General features: G+C 74.7%; 12 protein-coding genes. 4 read left to right on the plus strand and 8 right to left on the minus strand.

Annotated elements, in window-relative coordinates; all coding sequences use genetic code 11:
- Positions 1–20: 20 nt before the first annotated feature.
- The 4 genes from AC067U_RS08525 to AC067U_RS08540 form a co-directional block, all read right to left on the minus strand.
- Positions 21–929 carry a LysR family transcriptional regulator gene (locus tag AC067U_RS08525; RefSeq protein ID WP_478828950.1) on the minus strand — a complete coding sequence of 303 codons (909 nt, stop codon included), beginning with the start codon at positions 927–929 and terminating at the stop codon, positions 21–23.
- A gap of 21 nt (positions 930–950) precedes the next feature.
- The gene (locus AC067U_RS08530; RefSeq protein ID WP_478828951.1) at positions 951–1,889 is read right to left on the minus strand and encodes a DMT family transporter; all 939 of its coding nucleotides are present in this window, start codon (positions 1,887–1,889) and stop codon (positions 951–953) included.
- A gap of 57 nt (positions 1,890–1,946) precedes the next feature.
- Positions 1,947–2,951, minus strand: coding sequence for an EamA family transporter (locus tag AC067U_RS08535; protein WP_478828867.1), 1,005 nt, complete (start codon positions 2,949–2,951; stop codon positions 1,947–1,949).
- A gap of 74 nt (positions 2,952–3,025) precedes the next feature.
- Positions 3,026–4,363, minus strand: coding sequence for an MFS transporter (locus tag AC067U_RS08540; RefSeq protein ID WP_478828868.1), 1,338 nt, complete (start codon positions 4,361–4,363; stop codon positions 3,026–3,028).
- Between the two features lie 120 nt (positions 4,364–4,483).
- On the opposite strand from AC067U_RS08540, the gene AC067U_RS08545 reads away from it, so the two are divergent.
- Positions 4,484–5,020, plus strand: coding sequence for a MarR family winged helix-turn-helix transcriptional regulator (locus AC067U_RS08545; RefSeq protein WP_478828952.1), 537 nt, complete (start codon positions 4,484–4,486; stop codon positions 5,018–5,020).
- A 117-nt stretch (positions 5,021–5,137) separates the two neighbouring features.
- On the opposite strand, the gene AC067U_RS08550 is transcribed toward AC067U_RS08545, so the two are convergent.
- The 3 genes from AC067U_RS08550 to AC067U_RS08560 are packed head-to-tail and all read right to left on the minus strand — an operon-like array spanning position 5,138 to position 7,700.
- Complete coding sequence (locus AC067U_RS08550; protein ID WP_478828869.1) at positions 5,138–5,374, minus strand: hypothetical protein; 237 nt, start codon at positions 5,372–5,374, stop codon at positions 5,138–5,140.
- 20 nt (positions 5,375–5,394) lie between these two features.
- Complete coding sequence (gene malQ / locus AC067U_RS08555) at positions 5,395–7,482, minus strand: 4-alpha-glucanotransferase (protein ID WP_478828870.1); 2,088 nt, start codon at positions 7,480–7,482, stop codon at positions 5,395–5,397.
- Between the two features lie 20 nt (positions 7,483–7,502).
- Entirely contained in the window at positions 7,503–7,700 is a 198-nt protein-coding gene (locus AC067U_RS08560) for a hypothetical protein (RefSeq protein WP_478828871.1), read from the minus strand.
- 180 nt (positions 7,701–7,880) lie between these two features.
- Between AC067U_RS08560 and AC067U_RS08565 the strand changes: the two genes are divergently transcribed.
- Entirely contained in the window at positions 7,881–11,000 is a 3,120-nt protein-coding gene (locus tag AC067U_RS08565; protein WP_478828872.1) for a beta-N-acetylglucosaminidase domain-containing protein, read from the plus strand.
- 1,439 nt (positions 11,001–12,439) lie between these two features.
- On the opposite strand, the gene AC067U_RS08570 is transcribed toward AC067U_RS08565, so the two are convergent.
- Positions 12,440–12,982: an HNH endonuclease gene (locus AC067U_RS08570; RefSeq protein ID WP_365115812.1), complete on the minus strand. Its 543-nt coding sequence runs from the start codon at positions 12,980–12,982 to the stop codon at positions 12,440–12,442.
- Between the two features lie 263 nt (positions 12,983–13,245).
- Here AC067U_RS08570 and AC067U_RS08575 point away from each other — a divergent pair, with 263 nt between their 5' ends.
- The gene (locus AC067U_RS08575) at positions 13,246–14,343 is read left to right on the plus strand and encodes a mechanosensitive ion channel family protein (RefSeq protein ID WP_478828873.1); all 1,098 of its coding nucleotides are present in this window, start codon (positions 13,246–13,248) and stop codon (positions 14,341–14,343) included.
- 139 nt (positions 14,344–14,482) lie between these two features.
- Entirely contained in the window at positions 14,483–15,793 is a 1,311-nt protein-coding gene (locus AC067U_RS08580) for an ROK family transcriptional regulator (RefSeq protein WP_478828874.1), read from the plus strand.
- Positions 15,794–15,841 lie beyond the last annotated feature (48 nt).

Genomic DNA, 15,841 nt, shown 5'->3' on the forward strand with positions numbered 1-15,841 from the left:
ACGGTGCGGAATTCCGAAGATCACACCTTGTGGGGTCCCGCCGACACGGACCGCAGGGCTTCCAGGACCCTGGCCACGGCGGGGGCGGCTTCGGTACCGCGGCGGGTGGCGGCGATGACGTGGCGGGTCGGGCGGTCGTGGGGCAGCGGCCTGACCACGACTCCGGTGGCACGGGACGCGGCCAGGCGCGGGATGAGGGCGACCCCCATGCCCGCTTCGACGAGCGCGAGGATCGCGGTCCAGCCCGCCGCCGAGTGGGCCTGCTCGGGGACGAAGCCGGCGGCTTCGCAGGCGGTGCGGGTGATCTCCGACCAGGGGCCGGAGCCACCGTAGATCCAGGGTGCGGTCGAGAGGTCGGCGAGGCGGAGGGAGGGGGCCGCCGCCAGCGGGTGGTCCGGCGGGAGGGCCACGTCCAGCGGGTCGGCGAGCAGGGGGACCCGGGTGAAGCGGGGGTCCCGGGCGGTCGGGGCGTGCGCCGCGAGGGAGAGGGCCAGGTCCACCGCCCCCGCGGACAGCAACTCGTACGATTCCGCCGCCTCGGTCTCCCGTACGCGGACCTCCACGCCGGGGTGGGTCAGCCGGAGCTCCGCCACCGCCGGGACCACCAGGGCCGGCACCGCGGTGGAGAAGGCGCCGATGCGGACCTCCCCGGCCTCCCCCGCCTTGTAGCCGGCCAGTTCCGCGTCGGCCCGCTCCAGCTGGGCGAAGACTGCCTCGGCGTGCCGGAGGACCAGATGGGCGGCGTCGGTGAGCCGGACCCGGCGGCCCTGAGCCTCCAGCAGCGGGACGCCGAGTTGCCGGGCCAGGTTGGTCAGCTGCTGCGAGACGGCCGAGGGCGTCATGTGCAGCGCCTCGGCCGTCGCGGTCACCGTGCCCTGCTCACTGAGCGTGCGCAGGATCCGTAGCTTCTTGATGTCCCATTCGGTCATCGAGCCGGTCATGGGCCGAACCTACCGGCGGGCGCCCAGGGCGACGCCGCCGAGGATCAGGGCCATGCAGAACAGCTGGACCGGGCCGGTCTGTTCGCCCAGCAGCAGGAGGGAGAGCAGGGCGACGCAGACGGGCTGCAGGTAGTAGACGACGCCCGCCCGGGCCGCGCCGATCGTCGAGACGGCCTTGTTCCAGGCGAAGAAGGCGACGGCCGAGGAGAAGACGCCGACGTAGAGCAGCGGCCCGGCGGTGCCGGCGGTGACCGCGAACCCGCCCTGGACGGTGAGGGAGACCGCGTAGGCGGGGGCCAGCATCAGCGCGCCCAGGACGAAGGTGCCGAGCAGGAAGGACAGGCCGGAGATCTCCGCGGGCTTCCGCTTCAGCAGCGCGCTGTACGAGGCGAAGGACAGCGCGGCGGCGAACATCCACAGGTCGCCGGCGGCGAGGTCGAGCGTCAGCGAGCCCTTGCCGACCAGCAGCAGCACGCCGAAGGCGGCCAGCAGCATCCCCAAGGTGCGGACGGCGCCCAGGCGTTCGCCGCCGAGGCGGGCGAAGAGGGCCATGATGACCGGCGAAGCGGCCATGATCATGCCCATGTTGGAGGCGGAGGTGGTCAGTCCGGCCTGGTGGACCAGGGTGTTGTAGAGGGCCACGCCGAAGAACGAGGCGAGGGAGACGTAGCCGAGGTGGCGGCGGATCAGATGCCGCTGCCGCCACGCCTCGCGGGCGGCGAACGGGGCGACGGCGGCGGTGGCGATGACCCACCGCCAGAAGACGGCCTGCACGGGCGGGACGGTGTCGGCCATGCCCCGGGTGGCGACGAAGCTGCCGGACCAGACGACCGTCGCCACCAGGGCGAGGAGGACGCCGAGGCCGAGGGCGCCCTTCCCCGCCCGGGCGGTGGCGGTGCTCTGCTGCCGGTCTTCCCGGTGCGGAGCTGCGGTACGGGCGCGGTCCATGACGGCCACGGTGGTCTCCCCCTCAGGGTGTTCGGTCGGTTCTCGTGTGTCGTGTCCTTACCGTCGCACCTCGCCATCGGTCAGGTCCATCGAAACTTTCCGATCGTTCTGTTCAGTTCCACTGAAAGATCCACTGTCGGTGGCGGTGCCGCCCGAGGCGGAGCCCTTCGCGGCCCCCGCGGCCGCTCCCCCGGCTGCTCCCTTGGCTGCTCCCCGGCCCGGCAGCTGTCCGACCACGGTGGCGCCGAAGGCGATGGCCATGCCCGCCAGCTGCACCGGGGCGAGGTCCTGGCCGAGCGCCGCCCAGCCGATCACCGCGGCGGTCAGCGGGGAGAGCGGGCCGAGCAGGGTCACCGAGGTGGCGCTCAGCCGGCCGATGCCGCGGAACCAGAGCCAGTACGCGGCACCGGTGTTGAGCAGCATCATGTAGCCGTAGCCGAGGTAGGCCCGGCCGTCGAGGGCGGGCGGCGCGCCCTCCAGGAGGGCGGCGAGGGGCAGGATCAGCAGTCCGCCCGCGGTCAGCTGCCAGCCCGTCAGGGCCAGCGGGCCGACGCCCTCGGGGCGGCCCCACTTCTTGGTCATCACGGTGCCGGCGGCCATCGAGGCGGAGGAGGCGACACCGGCCAGGACGCCGATCAGGTCGAAGGCGGCTCCGGCCTTGAGCACCACCATGCTGACGCCGAAGGCGGCGGCGATGCCGGCCAGCAGGGCGCGGGTGCTCGCGCGCTCGCCCAGGACCAGTGCCGCCAGCCCGATGACGACCAGCGGGCCGAAGGAGCCGAGGACGGCGGCCAGTCCGCCGGGCAGCCGGTAGGCGGAGAGGAACAGCAGGGGGAAGAAGGCGCCGATGTTCAGCGCGCCCAGGATCGCGGACTTCCACCACCACTCGCCCTTGGGCAGGGTGCGGGCCGCGGCGGTGAGGAGTAACCCGGCGGGCAGGGCCCGCATCACGCCGGTGAACAGCGGCCGGTCGGCCGGCAGCAGTTCGGTGGCGACGAAGTAGGTCGAGCCCCAGGAGATGGGTGCGAGGGCGGTCAGGACGACGGTGGCGATGCGCTTCATGGCGGGTTCCTCCGGTGGTGCGGTGTGCGTACGAGGGGTGGTCGCGGGGGCGGCCGGCCGTCGGGCGGCGCCGGTCAGGCGGCTGCGGGCGACGGGGCGGGCCGGACCGCGGACCCGGCGGCGCCGGCGGACACCGTGGTGCCCGCGGATCCGGCGAGCGGGGCCGGCGGCTCGGCGTGCACGGCCTCGGCGGGCAGGTGCCGCTCCAGCCGGAGCAGCGCGAGCGCGGCGCCGAGGGCGGCCACGGTGAGCAGGGCCCACGGCAGCCGGCCGTCGACCGCCAGCAGGGCGGTGAAAAGGGAGGGGGCGAGGGCGGTGGCCAGCGAGTAGGAGAGCTGGTAGGTGGCCAGGTAGCGGCCGCGCGCCGGTTCCGGGGCGGCGGAGACGGAGAGGGCGCCGCCGGAGGTGCTGTGGATCAGTTCGCCCAGGGTGTAGACGACGACGAGGGCGAGCATCGCGATCAGCAGGCCGGTCTGGCCGGGGCGGACGGTGCCGAGCACGATCTGGCCGGCGAAGGCGGTGGCGAAGAGGAGCGAGCCGAGGGCCGCGGAGCGGGTGCGGCGGGCGCCGGAGCGGCGGACCCGGCCCGCGACCAGCACGCCGATCCCGGCGCACAGGACGGTGTTGACGGTGAAGGCGGCGCCGGTGAGCGACTCGGGGCCGCGCAGCCAGGTGGCGATGTACAGCGGGAACAGCACCGAGAGGGCGGCGTAGCCGAGCGCGGTCAGGAAGTTGGCCGCGGTCAGGCCGAGGAAGGGCCGGTCGCGCAGGACCGTCCGGTAGCCGGCGGCCGGCCGCCGGGCGGAGCCGGTGACGGCGTCGTGGACCGGGCGGACCCGGCTGACGAGCAGTCCGGCGAGGGCGAAGGCCGCGGCGTTGCCGAGGGCCGTGTGGTCGAAGGCGGCGTTGCCCCACAGGGCGAGCACGCCGGAGACCAGCAGGGCCCCGGCTCCCATTCCGGCGTTCTGCAGGGCGCGTACGGACGCCTGCAGCCGGTCCCGGGCCGAGCCGCGGGCGACTTCGCCGATCAGGGACTGCTGGACCACCGGGAAGGACCGGTCGGCCAGTGCGGTGACCAGGGCGACGGCGGCGAAGGCGGGCAGCGAGCCGGCGAGCGGGTAGAGCGCGAACCCGAGGGCGCGGACGCCGTAGAGGGCGAGGTTGGCCCGCTTGGCGCCGAACCGGTCCACGGCCGCGCCGGCCAGCGGCATGAAGGCCAGGCCGGTCAGTCCGGTGACGGTGAGCACCATGCCGACGACGGCGAAGGACAGCCCCGTGACGTGGTGGAAGAAGACCAGGGTGAACGGGACGTACATGCCGATCCCGACCGCGCTGATCCCGACGCCGACGAGCAGGGACCGCTCCCCCGCCACCCGTTCCCGGTCGGCCGCCTTCGTGACTGCCTTCCCCATCACTGCCTCCCCCGCAAGTAGGTTGCTAGTAAGTAGCTTAGCGCTAAGCTACTTTTCGTCAAGCGATTTCTGGGATACTGACGAGCGACGGGGGGCGAGGAGCCGATGGAGGTGGCTGAGATGACCATGGACCCGATGGCGGGCCGGACGCAGCAGGGCGCGGCCGGGGAAGCGCACGCGGACGCGGTCGACGCGATCACGGCCCAGTGGAACGCGGTGCGCCCCGAGCTGGACGTCACGGCGATGGGCGTGTTCGGCCGCATCTACCGGATCGGCCGGGCCATGGGCGAGGAGATGGACCGCGTCTACGCGCGCTACGGCATCTCGCGCGGCGAGTTCGACGTCGTGGCCACGCTGCGCCGTTCGGGTGCCCCGTACACGCTGTCGCCGCGACAGCTCTCGGCGACGCTGATGCTCACCACCGGCGGCATGACGGGCCGGCTGGACAAGCTGGAGAAGGCGGGGCTGCTGAGCCGCAGCCCCGATCCGCACGACCGCCGGGGCATCCAGGTGACCATCACCGACAAGGGCCTCGCGCTCATCGACGAGGCGGTCGTGGCCGGCCTGGAGGCGCAGCAGGCCGCGCTGGCCGGACTGAGCCCGGAGGAGGCCGAGGTGCTCACCGGCCTGCTGCGCAGGCTGCTGGCCGCCGTCTGAACCGCCGGAACCCGGCCGGACGGAAGACGTCCCGGCGGGTTCCGGGTACACCAGAAGGCCGGTCCGCGCGGCAGTGCCGCAGGGACCGGCCCGGTCGCCGGAGGAGCAGGCGGGAAGTTACTCGGCGGTCTGCTTGCGCGACTTGTCGAGGACCATCACGAGGCCCGCGATGACCAGGAACAGCACGATCGGCAGGACCACGTACAGGCCGATGGTCTCGGCAATGCTGATGCCGGAACCCGGGTCATCGCCGTCGTCACGCGTCAGCGCGAGCGCGGGAGACGTCATCAGCAGCATCATCAGCGTCATACCGGCCGAGACGGCGCCGGCGCGCAGAGCGTTCTTCTTGTCCACGGTGCAAACGTAGCGAACACCTAAACGAGCCGCGCGCCCGGGGGTGCCGTACGGGGCCCGGCCTGCTCCCGTACCGCCCTGAGCAGGGCCTGGGCGCGGGGCGAGGCAGCCAGGGAATCCAGCGTCACAGGCCGCCCGGAGCCGTCCGCCACGGGCAGGCGCCAGTTCGGGTACTGGTCCCAGGTCCCCGGCAGGTTCTGCGGCCGCCGGTCCCCCACCGCGTCCGGCAGCCACACACCGACCAGGCGGGCCGGGGTGCGGAGCAGGTACGTGTACAACGCCAGCACCGCCTCCTCCTCGGTCTTGCACTCCAGTCCCAGCCCGGCCAGTACGGCCAGCCACTCGGCGGTGTCGGCCTCGTCCGCCGACCGCTCCGCGTCCACCGGGCGGGTCAGCAGGCCCAGCCGGTCCCGGAGTTCCACGTGCTCCCCGGCCAGCTTGGCCGCGCTGGGCGGCAGGTCGTGGGTGGTGGCGGTGGCCAGGCAGTCCGCCCGCCAGGCCGCCGGCGCCAGCGGACGGCCGTCCCCCGACCAGTCCCGCTCGAACCAGAGCACCGAGGTGCCGAGCACCCCGCGCCGGGCCAGGGCCGTCCGCACCCGCGGTTCGACCGTGCCCAGGTCCTCGCCGATGACCAGGGCGCCGGCCCGGTGTGCCTCCAGGACCAGCACGGCGAGCATCGCCTCTCCGTCGTAGGCGACGTACGTGCCCTCGGCGGGCGGGGCGCCCTCAGGGATCCACCACAGCCGGAACATGCCCATCACGTGGTCGATGCGCAGCGCGCCGGCGTAGCGGAACACCGAGCGGAGCAGGTCCCGGTAGGGCGCGTAGGCGGCCTCGGCCAGCCGGTCCGGGCGCCACGGCGGCAGGCTCCAGTCCTGGCCGCGGGCGTTGAAGGCGTCCGGCGGGGCGCCGATCGTCATGCCCGTGGCGTACACCCCGGGCGCGGCCCACACGTCCGCGCCCTGCGGGTGCACCCCGACCGCGAGGTCGTGCACCAGGCCGACGGCCATGCCCGCCTCCCGGGCCGCCCGCTGCGCGGCGACCAGCTGGGCGTCCGTCAGCCAGGCCAGCCAGCGGTGGAAGTCGACGCTGCCGGGGCCGGTCGTGGGGATCTGGGCGGCCGTCGCGCCCTGCGACTCCCGGACCGGGGCCGGCCAGCCGGCCGGGTCCGCGCCGTACCGCTCGGCCAGCGCCAGCCAGCGGGCGTGGGCGTCCAGCGACGGGCCGGCGGCCGCGCGGAATCGGGCGTACTCCGCCTCGCGCTCCGGGCCGCGCGGGACCGCGTACAACCGCTCCAGGGCGGCCCGCTTGACCGCCCAGACCGCGTCGCGGTCGATCAGCGCGCCCTTCTCCAGGACCCGGCGGGCCAGTTCCGCGCCCTGCCCGGCCAGCCGGTCCAGCGCCGCCCGGTCCGGGCAGGCGGCGTACTCGGGGACGTCGGGGAGGCGCAGGTGCACCGGGTCGGGGAAGCGGCGGGAGGAGGGCCGGTACGGGGACGGGTCGGTCGGGGTGCCCGGCACGGCCGCGTGCAACGGGTTGACCTGGATGAAACCGGCCCCGTGGGCGGTCCCGGCCCAGCGGGCCAGCTCCGCGAGGTCACCGAGGTCGCCCATGCCCCAGGAGTGCCCGGACAACAGCGAGTACAGCTGGACGAGCAGCCCGTACGAGTGCCCCGGCGCGGCCGGGGCCCGGTCCGGGGCCACGATCAGCACGGCCTCGCCGCGCCGCCCGTCGGGGGTCTCTGCGGTGACCCGGTGCACGCCGTACGGCAGGTCCGGCTCCCACGGGCGCTCCGCCGCGGTGTCCTCCGGGCGGACCATGACCCGGCTGCCCTCGGGGAGTGCGGCCAGCGCGGCCGGGACCGGATCCCCCGCCCAGTGGACCAGGGTCGGCGGCAGCAGCCGGGCGGCGGCCGCCGCCTCGGCCGCGGCGAGCGCCCCCCGTACGGCCCCGGGGGTGTCCGCGGGGACACCGAGCAGCCCGAGGACGGCCCTGACCGTCCGCGTCGGCACCCGGACGGTGACGTCCTCGGCCGGCTGGTAGGAGGTCGCGACGCCGTGGAGGGCGGCGAGCCGGGCCAGTTCGTCCGTGGCGTCCATGGCGTCCATGCTGTTGTCCTTCTACGGTCTCAGGCGGCGTGGTCCGCGGGCAGGACCGGCTCGCTCGTCAGCGGGAGTTCGGCGGCGAACCAGGGCTCGCTGGTCAGGGGCGCGAATCCGGCGTCCGCCGGCGGAGGTTCGCTGATGAGCGGGGCGTCGGCCTGCCAGGGCAGACGGAGGGGCGGCAATGCGGCGACGGCACGTTTGGATCGCGTGCGGACGTCCATGTGAACAACTCCCGTGTGTGCGATAAGTTTCGGAACAACGCAGGCCTACCCACCCCACCGCCCCTCCTACCCCGGCATATCGGTCAAAGCGCCCGCCCCCATTGACACTTGAGCCGCACGAATGGTGGGCTCGAGTTCATTCGTACGAGTGGGGGGGCCGACTCGGAACGGGGAGACAGCGTGCATCGAGGTCCCGGGCAGGGCCCGAAGAGCAGGAAGCGGGCCACGGCCGTCACGGTCGCCGTCATCGGCAGCCTGCTCGGCGGGGCGACCGCGGCTTCGCCGACGTCCTTCTCCACGCCGTCCGGCCCGCCCACTCCCACCGCCCCCGAAACGGACGCGGCGGGCGGCGCGCCCGCCGTGGCGGCCGCGGCCGCCGCGGCCGAGCGGTCCGCCACCGCACAGACCGCGGCCCGCGGGACCGCCGCGCAAGGAACCACGGCCCGGGCCTCCGTCGCCCAGGGCCCCGCCGTCTGGCCGCGCCCGCAGACACTGACCGCCGACGCCTCCCGCGACCTCCCGCTCGGCACCGAGGCCGTCCTGGTGCTGCCCCCCGGTGGCGCCGACCGGCACGCCGTCGAGGTGATCCGCACCGCGCTGCGCGCCGCCGGGGTGCGCACCCTGCACGAACAGGACTCCGCCGCGCCCCTCCCGCCGCACGGGACGGTCGTCCGGGTCCAGGGCCCCGACGCCGAGGCGGCCCTGCGCGCACTCGGCGCGGGCACCACCACCGAACTCCCCGACGGCGGCTACCGGCTGGCGGTCGGCCGGGACTTCGGACGGGACACCGTCGCCCTGTCCGGCACCGGTGAGGACGGGCTGTTCCACGCCGCGCAGACGCTGCGGCAGCTCCTCGCCGGCGCTCCCGGCAAGGTGCCCGGGGTACTCGTCCGGGACTGGCCCGCCGCCCCCGTGCGCGGCATCACCGAAGGCTTCTACGGCCAACCCTGGACCCGGGAACAGCGACTGGCCCAACTGGACTTCATGGGCCGCACCAAGCAGAACCGGTACCTCGTCGCCCCCGGGGACGACGCGTTCCGGCAGGCCCGCTGGCGCGAGGACTACCCGACCGCCCAGCGGGAGGACTTCCGGGCGATGGCCGAGCGCGCGACCGCCAACCGGGTGGTCCTCGCCTGGGCGATCACCCCCGGCCAGTCCATGTGCCTGTCCTCGGCCGCCGACCGCAAGGCCCTGCTGCGCAAGGTCGACGCCATGTGGGAGCTCGGCTTCCGAGCCTTCCAGCTGCAGTTCCAGGACGTGAGCTACACGGAGTGGGGCTGCTCGGCGGACCGCGCCCGGTACGGCAGGGGGCCGGGAGCGGCGGCCCGCGCACACGCGGAGGTCGCGGGCGAACTCGCGGAGGCCCTGGCCCGGAAGCACCCGGGCGCGCCCGCGCTGTCGCTGATGCCGACCGAGTACTACCAGGAGGGCTCCACCGAGTACCGGACCGCCCTGGCGGGCGCGCTCGACCCGCGGGTGGAGGTGGCCTGGACGGGCGTGGGCGTGCTGCCGCGCACCATCACCGGGAAGGAGCTCTCGGGCGCCCGGGCCGCCTTCGGCCATCCCGTGGTCACCATGGACAACTACCCGGTCAACGACTGGGAGCCGGGCCGGATCTTCCTCGGCCCCTACGCCGGCCGGGAGCCCGCCGTGGCCCACGGCTCGGGGCTGCTGGCGCACGCCGCACAGCAGGGTGCGCTGTCCCGGATCCCGCTCTTCACCGCCGCCGACTTCGCCTGGAACCCGCGCGGGTACCGGCCCGAGGAATCCTGGCGGGCGGCCGTGGCGGAGCTCGCCGGAGGCGACGCGACAGCCCGGGACGCACTGACCGCGCTGGCCGGCAACACCTCGTCCTCCCCCCTGGGCCAGGAGGAATCGGCGTACCTCAAGCCCCTGATCGACGGGTTCTGGCAGGCCCGCGCGACCGGCGACCGGGCCGCGCTGGAGCGCGCGGCGGACCGGCTGCGCGCGGAGTTCACGGTGATGCGGACGGCCCGGGAACGGCTCGCGGGTCCCGCGGACGGTTCCCTCCCGGCCGAGGGCGGCCCCTGGCTGGACCAGCTGGAGCGGTACGGGGCGGCGGGCGAACTGGCGGTGGACGTCCTGCGGGCACAGACGCGCGGCGACGGCGCGGCGGCCTGGCAGGCGTACCGGGCGCTGGGGACGGCGCGCACGGCGGTGGCCGGCGGGGCCGGCGCCGCGGTCGGCAAGGGCGTCCTGGACCCCTTCCTGACCAAGGCCGTGGCGGAGGCGGACGCCTGGACCGGCGCGGACCGTCCGGCACCGGGCCGGGTCACCGCGGCGAACGGCGCCTGGACCGTACAGCTGGACCGCGAACGGCCGGTGTCCGCGATCACGGTGATGACGGACCCGCTGAGCCCGGCGGTCCGCGGCGCCTCGGTGGAGGCGCACGTGCCGGGCCAGGGCTGGCGGAAGCTCGGCGACGCGACGGGCTCGGGCTGGACCCAGGTCGGGGTTCCCCCGGCGGCGGCCGGGGGAGCCGCGTCCGGCCTGCGGGCGGACGCGGTCCGGCTGGTGTGGGCGGGGGAGGCCCCGACGGTGCGCGGGGTGGTGCCGTGGTTCGCGGACGAACCGGCGGCACGGTTCGAGCTGGCCGGGGGCGGACGCACGGACGCGGAGATCGGCGGCGGACCGCAGCGGATCGCCGCGGAGCTGGCACCGCTGCGGCCGGGCGAGGTCCGCGGCGAACTGTCGGCGAACCCGCCGCAGGGCATCAGGGTGGCCCTGCCGGCCCAGGCGACGGTGCCCAGGGGCACCGCCGTGGCGGTGCCCCTGGAGGTGAGCGTGCCGGCGGGCACGCCGGCGGGCGTGTACGAGGTGCCGGTCAGCTTCGGCGGGGAGTCGCGGACGCTGGTGGTACGGGCCTTCCCGAAGACCGGGGGCCCGGACCTGGCCCGCACAGCCAGGGCCACCTCCTCCGGCGACGAGACCCGGGACTTCCCGGCGACCGCGGCCGTGGACGGCGACCCGGCGACCCGTTGGTCCTCCCCCGCGGAAGACGGCGCCTGGTGGCAGGCCGAGCTGGCCGGCGCGCCGGTGCGGCTCGGCCAGGTCGTCCTGCACTGGCAGGACGCGTACCCGACGGCGTACCGGGTGCAGACCTCGACGGACGGGGTGACCTGGCGCACGTCCGCCACGGTCGCCGGCTCGACGGGCGGCCGCGAGAGCGTCCGCATGGACGCCCCGGACACCCGCTTCGTCCGCGTGGTCTGCGATGCGCGGGCGACGGAGTACGGCTGCTCGCTGTGGTCGGCGGAGGCGTATGCGGTGGTCCGGTAAACGCTGACGCCGGGGCCCGCTACACCCCCCGAGCCCTACCGGGCCCGGACGGGGTTGCCCACCCGCCCCCTGGCACGGCCGTAGCGAGCGGAGCGAGGCGGTGGGACGGGGGCGGGGGTGTGCGGAGGCTCCGGCTGGGCGGCATCTGGGAGGTGCCCGGGGGCTGCCCGTCAGTCCCAGTGTCATTACGTGCCGGCCGCCGGCGTCAAGGGCGCTCCCGTTGGTCGCGTCGGCAAGCCGATGGCCCTTCGGGCCCCCCTTGACACCGACGACCGTCACGCAACGACAAGGACTGTCGGGCCGCCCCCGGGGGATGGCATGGGAGGAGCCTTCGGATCCTGGCGCTCTGGCGTTGGCGGGCACGAGCAGCGGCTCCCGCTCAGCCAGCCGCCCTCCGGGCGGACGCAGCGGTGAAGTGGATCAGATCTACGTAATCAAGGGCGGTCCAGGCGCACCAAATCGCTACGCGCTCCTCAATTCTCGGCGGATGCGGGCCGCCAGGGGCCGGACCGCCACCGATCGCTACGCGCTCCTGCCGGATGGCGGATGCGGGCCGCCGGTGGCCGGACATAGACCGCCACCGATCACCACGCGCTCCTGTCCGTCTCGGCGGCAGCCGGCCCGCCCGGGGCCGAGACCATCACGCGGCAACAAGCGCCACCGATCACCACGCGCTCCGGGAGGAGCGGCGGCCGACAGGCCGGTGGGCTGAAGCAGGCAGTCAGCGCACGAGCGCCCGACGAGCAACCCCCGACAGCCCGCACCCCCCGATAGCCCGCACCCGCCGACAGGCCGAAACGCGTAGCGATCCGTGGCGGTCTATGTCCGGCCACCGGCGGGCCGCACCCGCCGTCCGACAGGAGCACGTAGCGATCTGGTGCGCCCTGGACCGGCCCAAATTACGTAGATCCGATCCACTTCACCACTGCCCCCGCCCGGAGGGCGGCTGGCCGAGCGCAAGCCGCTGCTCGTGCCCGCCAACGCCAAACCCAGGCGGCCTCGGTCCCCCCATGCCATCCCCCGGGGGCGGCCCGACAGTCCTTGTCGTTGCGTGACGGTCGTCGGTGTCAAGGGGGGCCCGAAGGGCCATCGGCTTGCCGACGCGACCAACGGGAGCGCCCTTGACGCCGACGGCCGGCACGTAATGACACTGGGACTGACGGGCAGCCCCCGGGCACCTCCCGGATTCCGTCCAGGCGGAGCACCGGCGCACCCCCGCCCCCGCCCCACCGGCAGGATCCGTCCCACTGCGCCCGGCATGCCGCCCCCGCCGCGCAAACCGATCCCGCTCACGCTTAGTCCGCTTGCTGCCCCGCCCCGCCCCACCGCCTCGCTCCGCTCGCTACGGCGGGGCCGGGGGGCGGGTGGGCAACCCCGGCCGGGCCCGGTGGGGCTCGGGGGGTGGAGCGGGGCCGCGCACCAGGCCCCGTTCCCCGCCGTCAGGAGGCCGGCGCCGTCACCCCGATGCGTTCGAGTGCGTCCTGGGCCCCGTACGGCTGGAGGTACGGCATCCAGCGCGGGTCGCGGTGGCCCGTGCCGATGATCCGCCAGGCCAGGCCGGACGGCGGGGCCGGCTGGTGGCGCAGGCGCCAGCCGAGGTCGACCAGGTGGCGGTCGGCCTTGACGTGGTTGCAGCGGCGGCATGCCGCGACCACGTTGTCCCACACGTGCTGCCCGCCCCGGCTGCGGGGGATCACGTGGTCGACGCTGGTGGCGACGCCGCCGCAGTACATGCAGCGGCCGCCGTCCCGGGCGAACAGCGCGCGCCGGGTGAGTGGAACGGGCCCCCGGTAGGGGACCCGCACGAAACGCTTGAGCCGGACCACGCTGGGCGCGGGGACGACCCTTGACGCGCTGTGCATGAAGGCGCCGGATTCTTCCAGGGAGACCGCCTTGTTCTCCAGGACGAGGACGAGCGCGCGGCGGAGCGGTACGACGCCGAGGGGCTCGTACGACGCGTTGAGGACCAGGACGTGTGGCACGCGGATGCCTCCTTGTACGCCGGCGGCGCGTGGCTCGCGCCGGGACGATCTGTTCTCAGTCTCTCCTTACTGCTGGTCGAAGCGCCACCACGCTCCCGTAACGGGTCGGGGGTGTTTTCAACCACACCGGATTCCTCCCCAGGTGAGCCTGGTCTCTCCCTCGAACAAGTGCGACGGAGTGGATCTCTCGCCCCGTTAGTGTGGAAGGCCTGCCCGTACACCCCTGTTCCGCGGGCAGGTCGTAACACCTGGAGGTACCCGCCGTGCCCTGGCCGCCCACCCTGCTGCCGCTCGCCACCGAGATGCCGGAGGCGCCCGCCTCGCTCCAGGAGGCCCAGCAGAGCGTCAACAACGCCACGAGTTTCATCGAGCAGAACTGGGCCACGTGGCTGAGCATCAGCCTGCGGATCCTGCTGATCGTGGTGATCGCCGCAGTGATCCGGTCGGTGGTCCGCAAGGCGCTGACCAAGCTCATAAACAGGATGAACTCCGGTGCCGAGGCGGTCGAGGGCACCGCCCTGGGCGGGCTGCTGGTCAATGCCGAGCGGCGGCGCCAGCGCTCGGAGGCGATCGGCTCGGTGCTCCGATCGGTGGCGTCCTTCCTGATCCTCGGCACGGCCGCGCTGATGGTGCTGGCCGCGCTGAAGATCGACCTGGCCCCGCTGCTGGCCAGTGCCGGTGTGGCGGGTGTGGCGATCGGTTTCGGTGCGCGCAACCTCGTGACGGACTTCCTGTCCGGGGTCTTCATGATCATGGAGGACCAGTACGGCGTCGGCGACAAGATCGACGCGGGTGTGGCCTCCGGTGAGGTGATCGAGGTCGGTCTCCGGGTCACCAAGCTGCGCGGTGACAACGGCGAGATCTGGTACGTCCGCAACGGTGAGATCAAGCGCATCGGCAACCTCAGCCAGGGCTGGGCCACCGCGATGGTCGACGTCCAGGTCAAGCCGACCGAGGACCTGAAGCGGATCAAGGAGATCATCCAGCGGGTCGCCGACACCATGGCGAAGGAAGACCCCTGGGACGAGCACCTGTGGGGGCCGATCGAGATCCTGGGTCTGGGCGAGGTGATGCTGGCCTCGATGACCGTGAACGTGTCGGCGAAGACCATGCCGGGCAAGCAGTTCGCCGTGCAGCGCGAGCTGCGCTGGCGCATCAAGGAGGCCTTCGACGAGGCCGGCATCCGGATCGTCGGCGGACTGCCGGCTCCCGAGGACGAGGACACCGCTCCGGCCCCGGACCCGGCCGCCAACGTGGCGCCGCCGTCGGCGCTGGCCAACCCGGCCTCCCCGCAGTCGCTGGCCACGGCACCCATACCGCACCCGCAGTCCCCGCCGCCGAGCGTGCGGATGACCAAGTAGCGGCCCTTTCCGTTCGTCCGTCGTGACGCTGCCCCGTGGACCGGTCCGGTCCGCGGGGCAGTGTCGTTGCGCCTCGTTGACAGGGTCCGGGGGCGACAGGAAACTTTCCTTACAGTTCGCTTCGTGAGAGGGGCCGGTCGTGACGGGCACCGCCACCCCCGGGACGCCCGGACTGCTGCGCGCCATGAACGACCGGGCCGCGCTGGAGCTGCTGCTGGAGCACGGGCCCCTGTCCCGCACCCGGATCGGCAGCCTCACCGGGCTCTCCAAGCCCACCGCGTCGCAGCTGCTCGCCCGGCTGGAGGCGGCCGGGCTGGTGGTCGCCACCGGTACGGTCGGCGGCCGTTCCGGACCCCATGCGCAGCTGTACGCGCTCAACGCGGGGGCCGCGTACGTGGCCGGGCTGGACGTGACCCCGGGCCGGATCACGGCCGCGGTCGCCGATCTGACCGGCCGGATCGTCGGCGGCAGTGACCTGTCCGTCCCGGCCCCCGCTTCCGGTGCGGCCGGCGCCGTCGGGCAGGTCACCGAAGCCCTGGACCGTGCGGCCGCCGCCGCGGGCCTGGACCGTTGCGGCATCCACCGGCTGGTCGTCGGCACTCCCGGCGCCTTCGACCCGCGCACCGGGCGGCTCCGCTATGCGGGCCACCTGCCCGGCTGGCACTCCCCCGCGCTGCTGGAGGAGCTCGCGGCGGCGCTGCCGATGCCCGTCGGGTACGAGAACGACGTCAACCTGGTCGCCGTCGCCGAGCAGCGGCTGGGGGCCGCCCGGGGGCACGGGGACTTCGTCCTGCTCTGGAACGAGGCGGGGCTCGGCGCCGCCCTGGTGCTCGGCGGGCGGCTGCACCGCGGCTGGACCGGCGGGGCGGGCGAGGTGGGTTTCCTCCCGGTGCCGGGGCGCCCCCTGGTCCGGGGGGTCCGCGGGCTGAACCGCGGCGGCTACCAGGAGCTGGCCGGCGCGCAGACGGTGGCCGCGCTGGCGGCCGGGCTCGGGATCGAGCCGGCCGGCACCGGGGGCGCGGCGGGGTCCGGGCCGGGTGCCGGGGCCGGTGACCCCGTGGCCGTCGCCGTCGGGCTGCTCGCCCGGGCCGCCGCGCGGCCCGAGGGGCCGTACCTGGAGCTGCTCCGGCGCTACGCCACCGCGCTCGCCACCGGGCTCGCCGCCCTGGTGTCCGTACTGGACCCGGAGGTCGTGGTGCTGTCCGGGGCGGTGACCGCCGCGGGAGGCGGGATGCTGCGCGAGCTGACGGCCGCCGAGCTCGCCGAACTCGCCCCCTCCTCACCGCGTCTGATCAGTGGTGAGGTGCGGGAGCGGCCGGTCCTGCGCGGTGCGCTGGAGACCGCCCTGGCCGCGACGCGGGACGAGGTCTTCGACACGTCGCGGACGCCCCGGACCGCCCCGCCTCCACCCATCCGGCGAAGCCCGCGCGCCGCCGGAAGCCCAGGCTGAACTCCTCTTCCCCGTTTCGCCGTTCTCCCGAAGGAAAGGCCGGACCGA

Source organism: Streptomyces sp. NPDC043853, assembly GCF_056436025.1.

What these genes read in the sequence shown, in the direction of transcription:
- AC067U_RS08560 (WP_478828871.1), bottom strand. Translation starts at nt 7,700, where the DNA reads ATGGACGTCCGCACGCGATCCAAACGTGCCGTCGCCGCATTGCCGCCC.
- AC067U_RS08535 (WP_478828867.1), bottom strand. Translation starts at nt 2,951, where the DNA reads ATGAAGCGCATCGCCACCGTCGTCCTGACCGCCCTCGCACCCATCTCC.
- malQ (WP_478828870.1), bottom strand. Translation starts at nt 7,482, where the DNA reads ATGGACGCCATGGACGCCACGGACGAACTGGCCCGGCTCGCCGCCCTC.
- AC067U_RS08545 (WP_478828952.1), top strand. Translation starts at nt 4,484, where the DNA reads ATGACCATGGACCCGATGGCGGGCCGGACGCAGCAGGGCGCGGCCGGG.
- AC067U_RS08540 (WP_478828868.1), bottom strand. Translation starts at nt 4,363, where the DNA reads ATGGGGAAGGCAGTCACGAAGGCGGCCGACCGGGAACGGGTGGCGGGG.
- AC067U_RS08525 (WP_478828950.1), bottom strand. Translation starts at nt 929, where the DNA reads ATGACCGAATGGGACATCAAGAAGCTACGGATCCTGCGCACGCTCAGT.
- AC067U_RS08530 (WP_478828951.1), bottom strand. Translation starts at nt 1,889, where the DNA reads ATGGACCGCGCCCGTACCGCAGCTCCGCACCGGGAAGACCGGCAGCAG.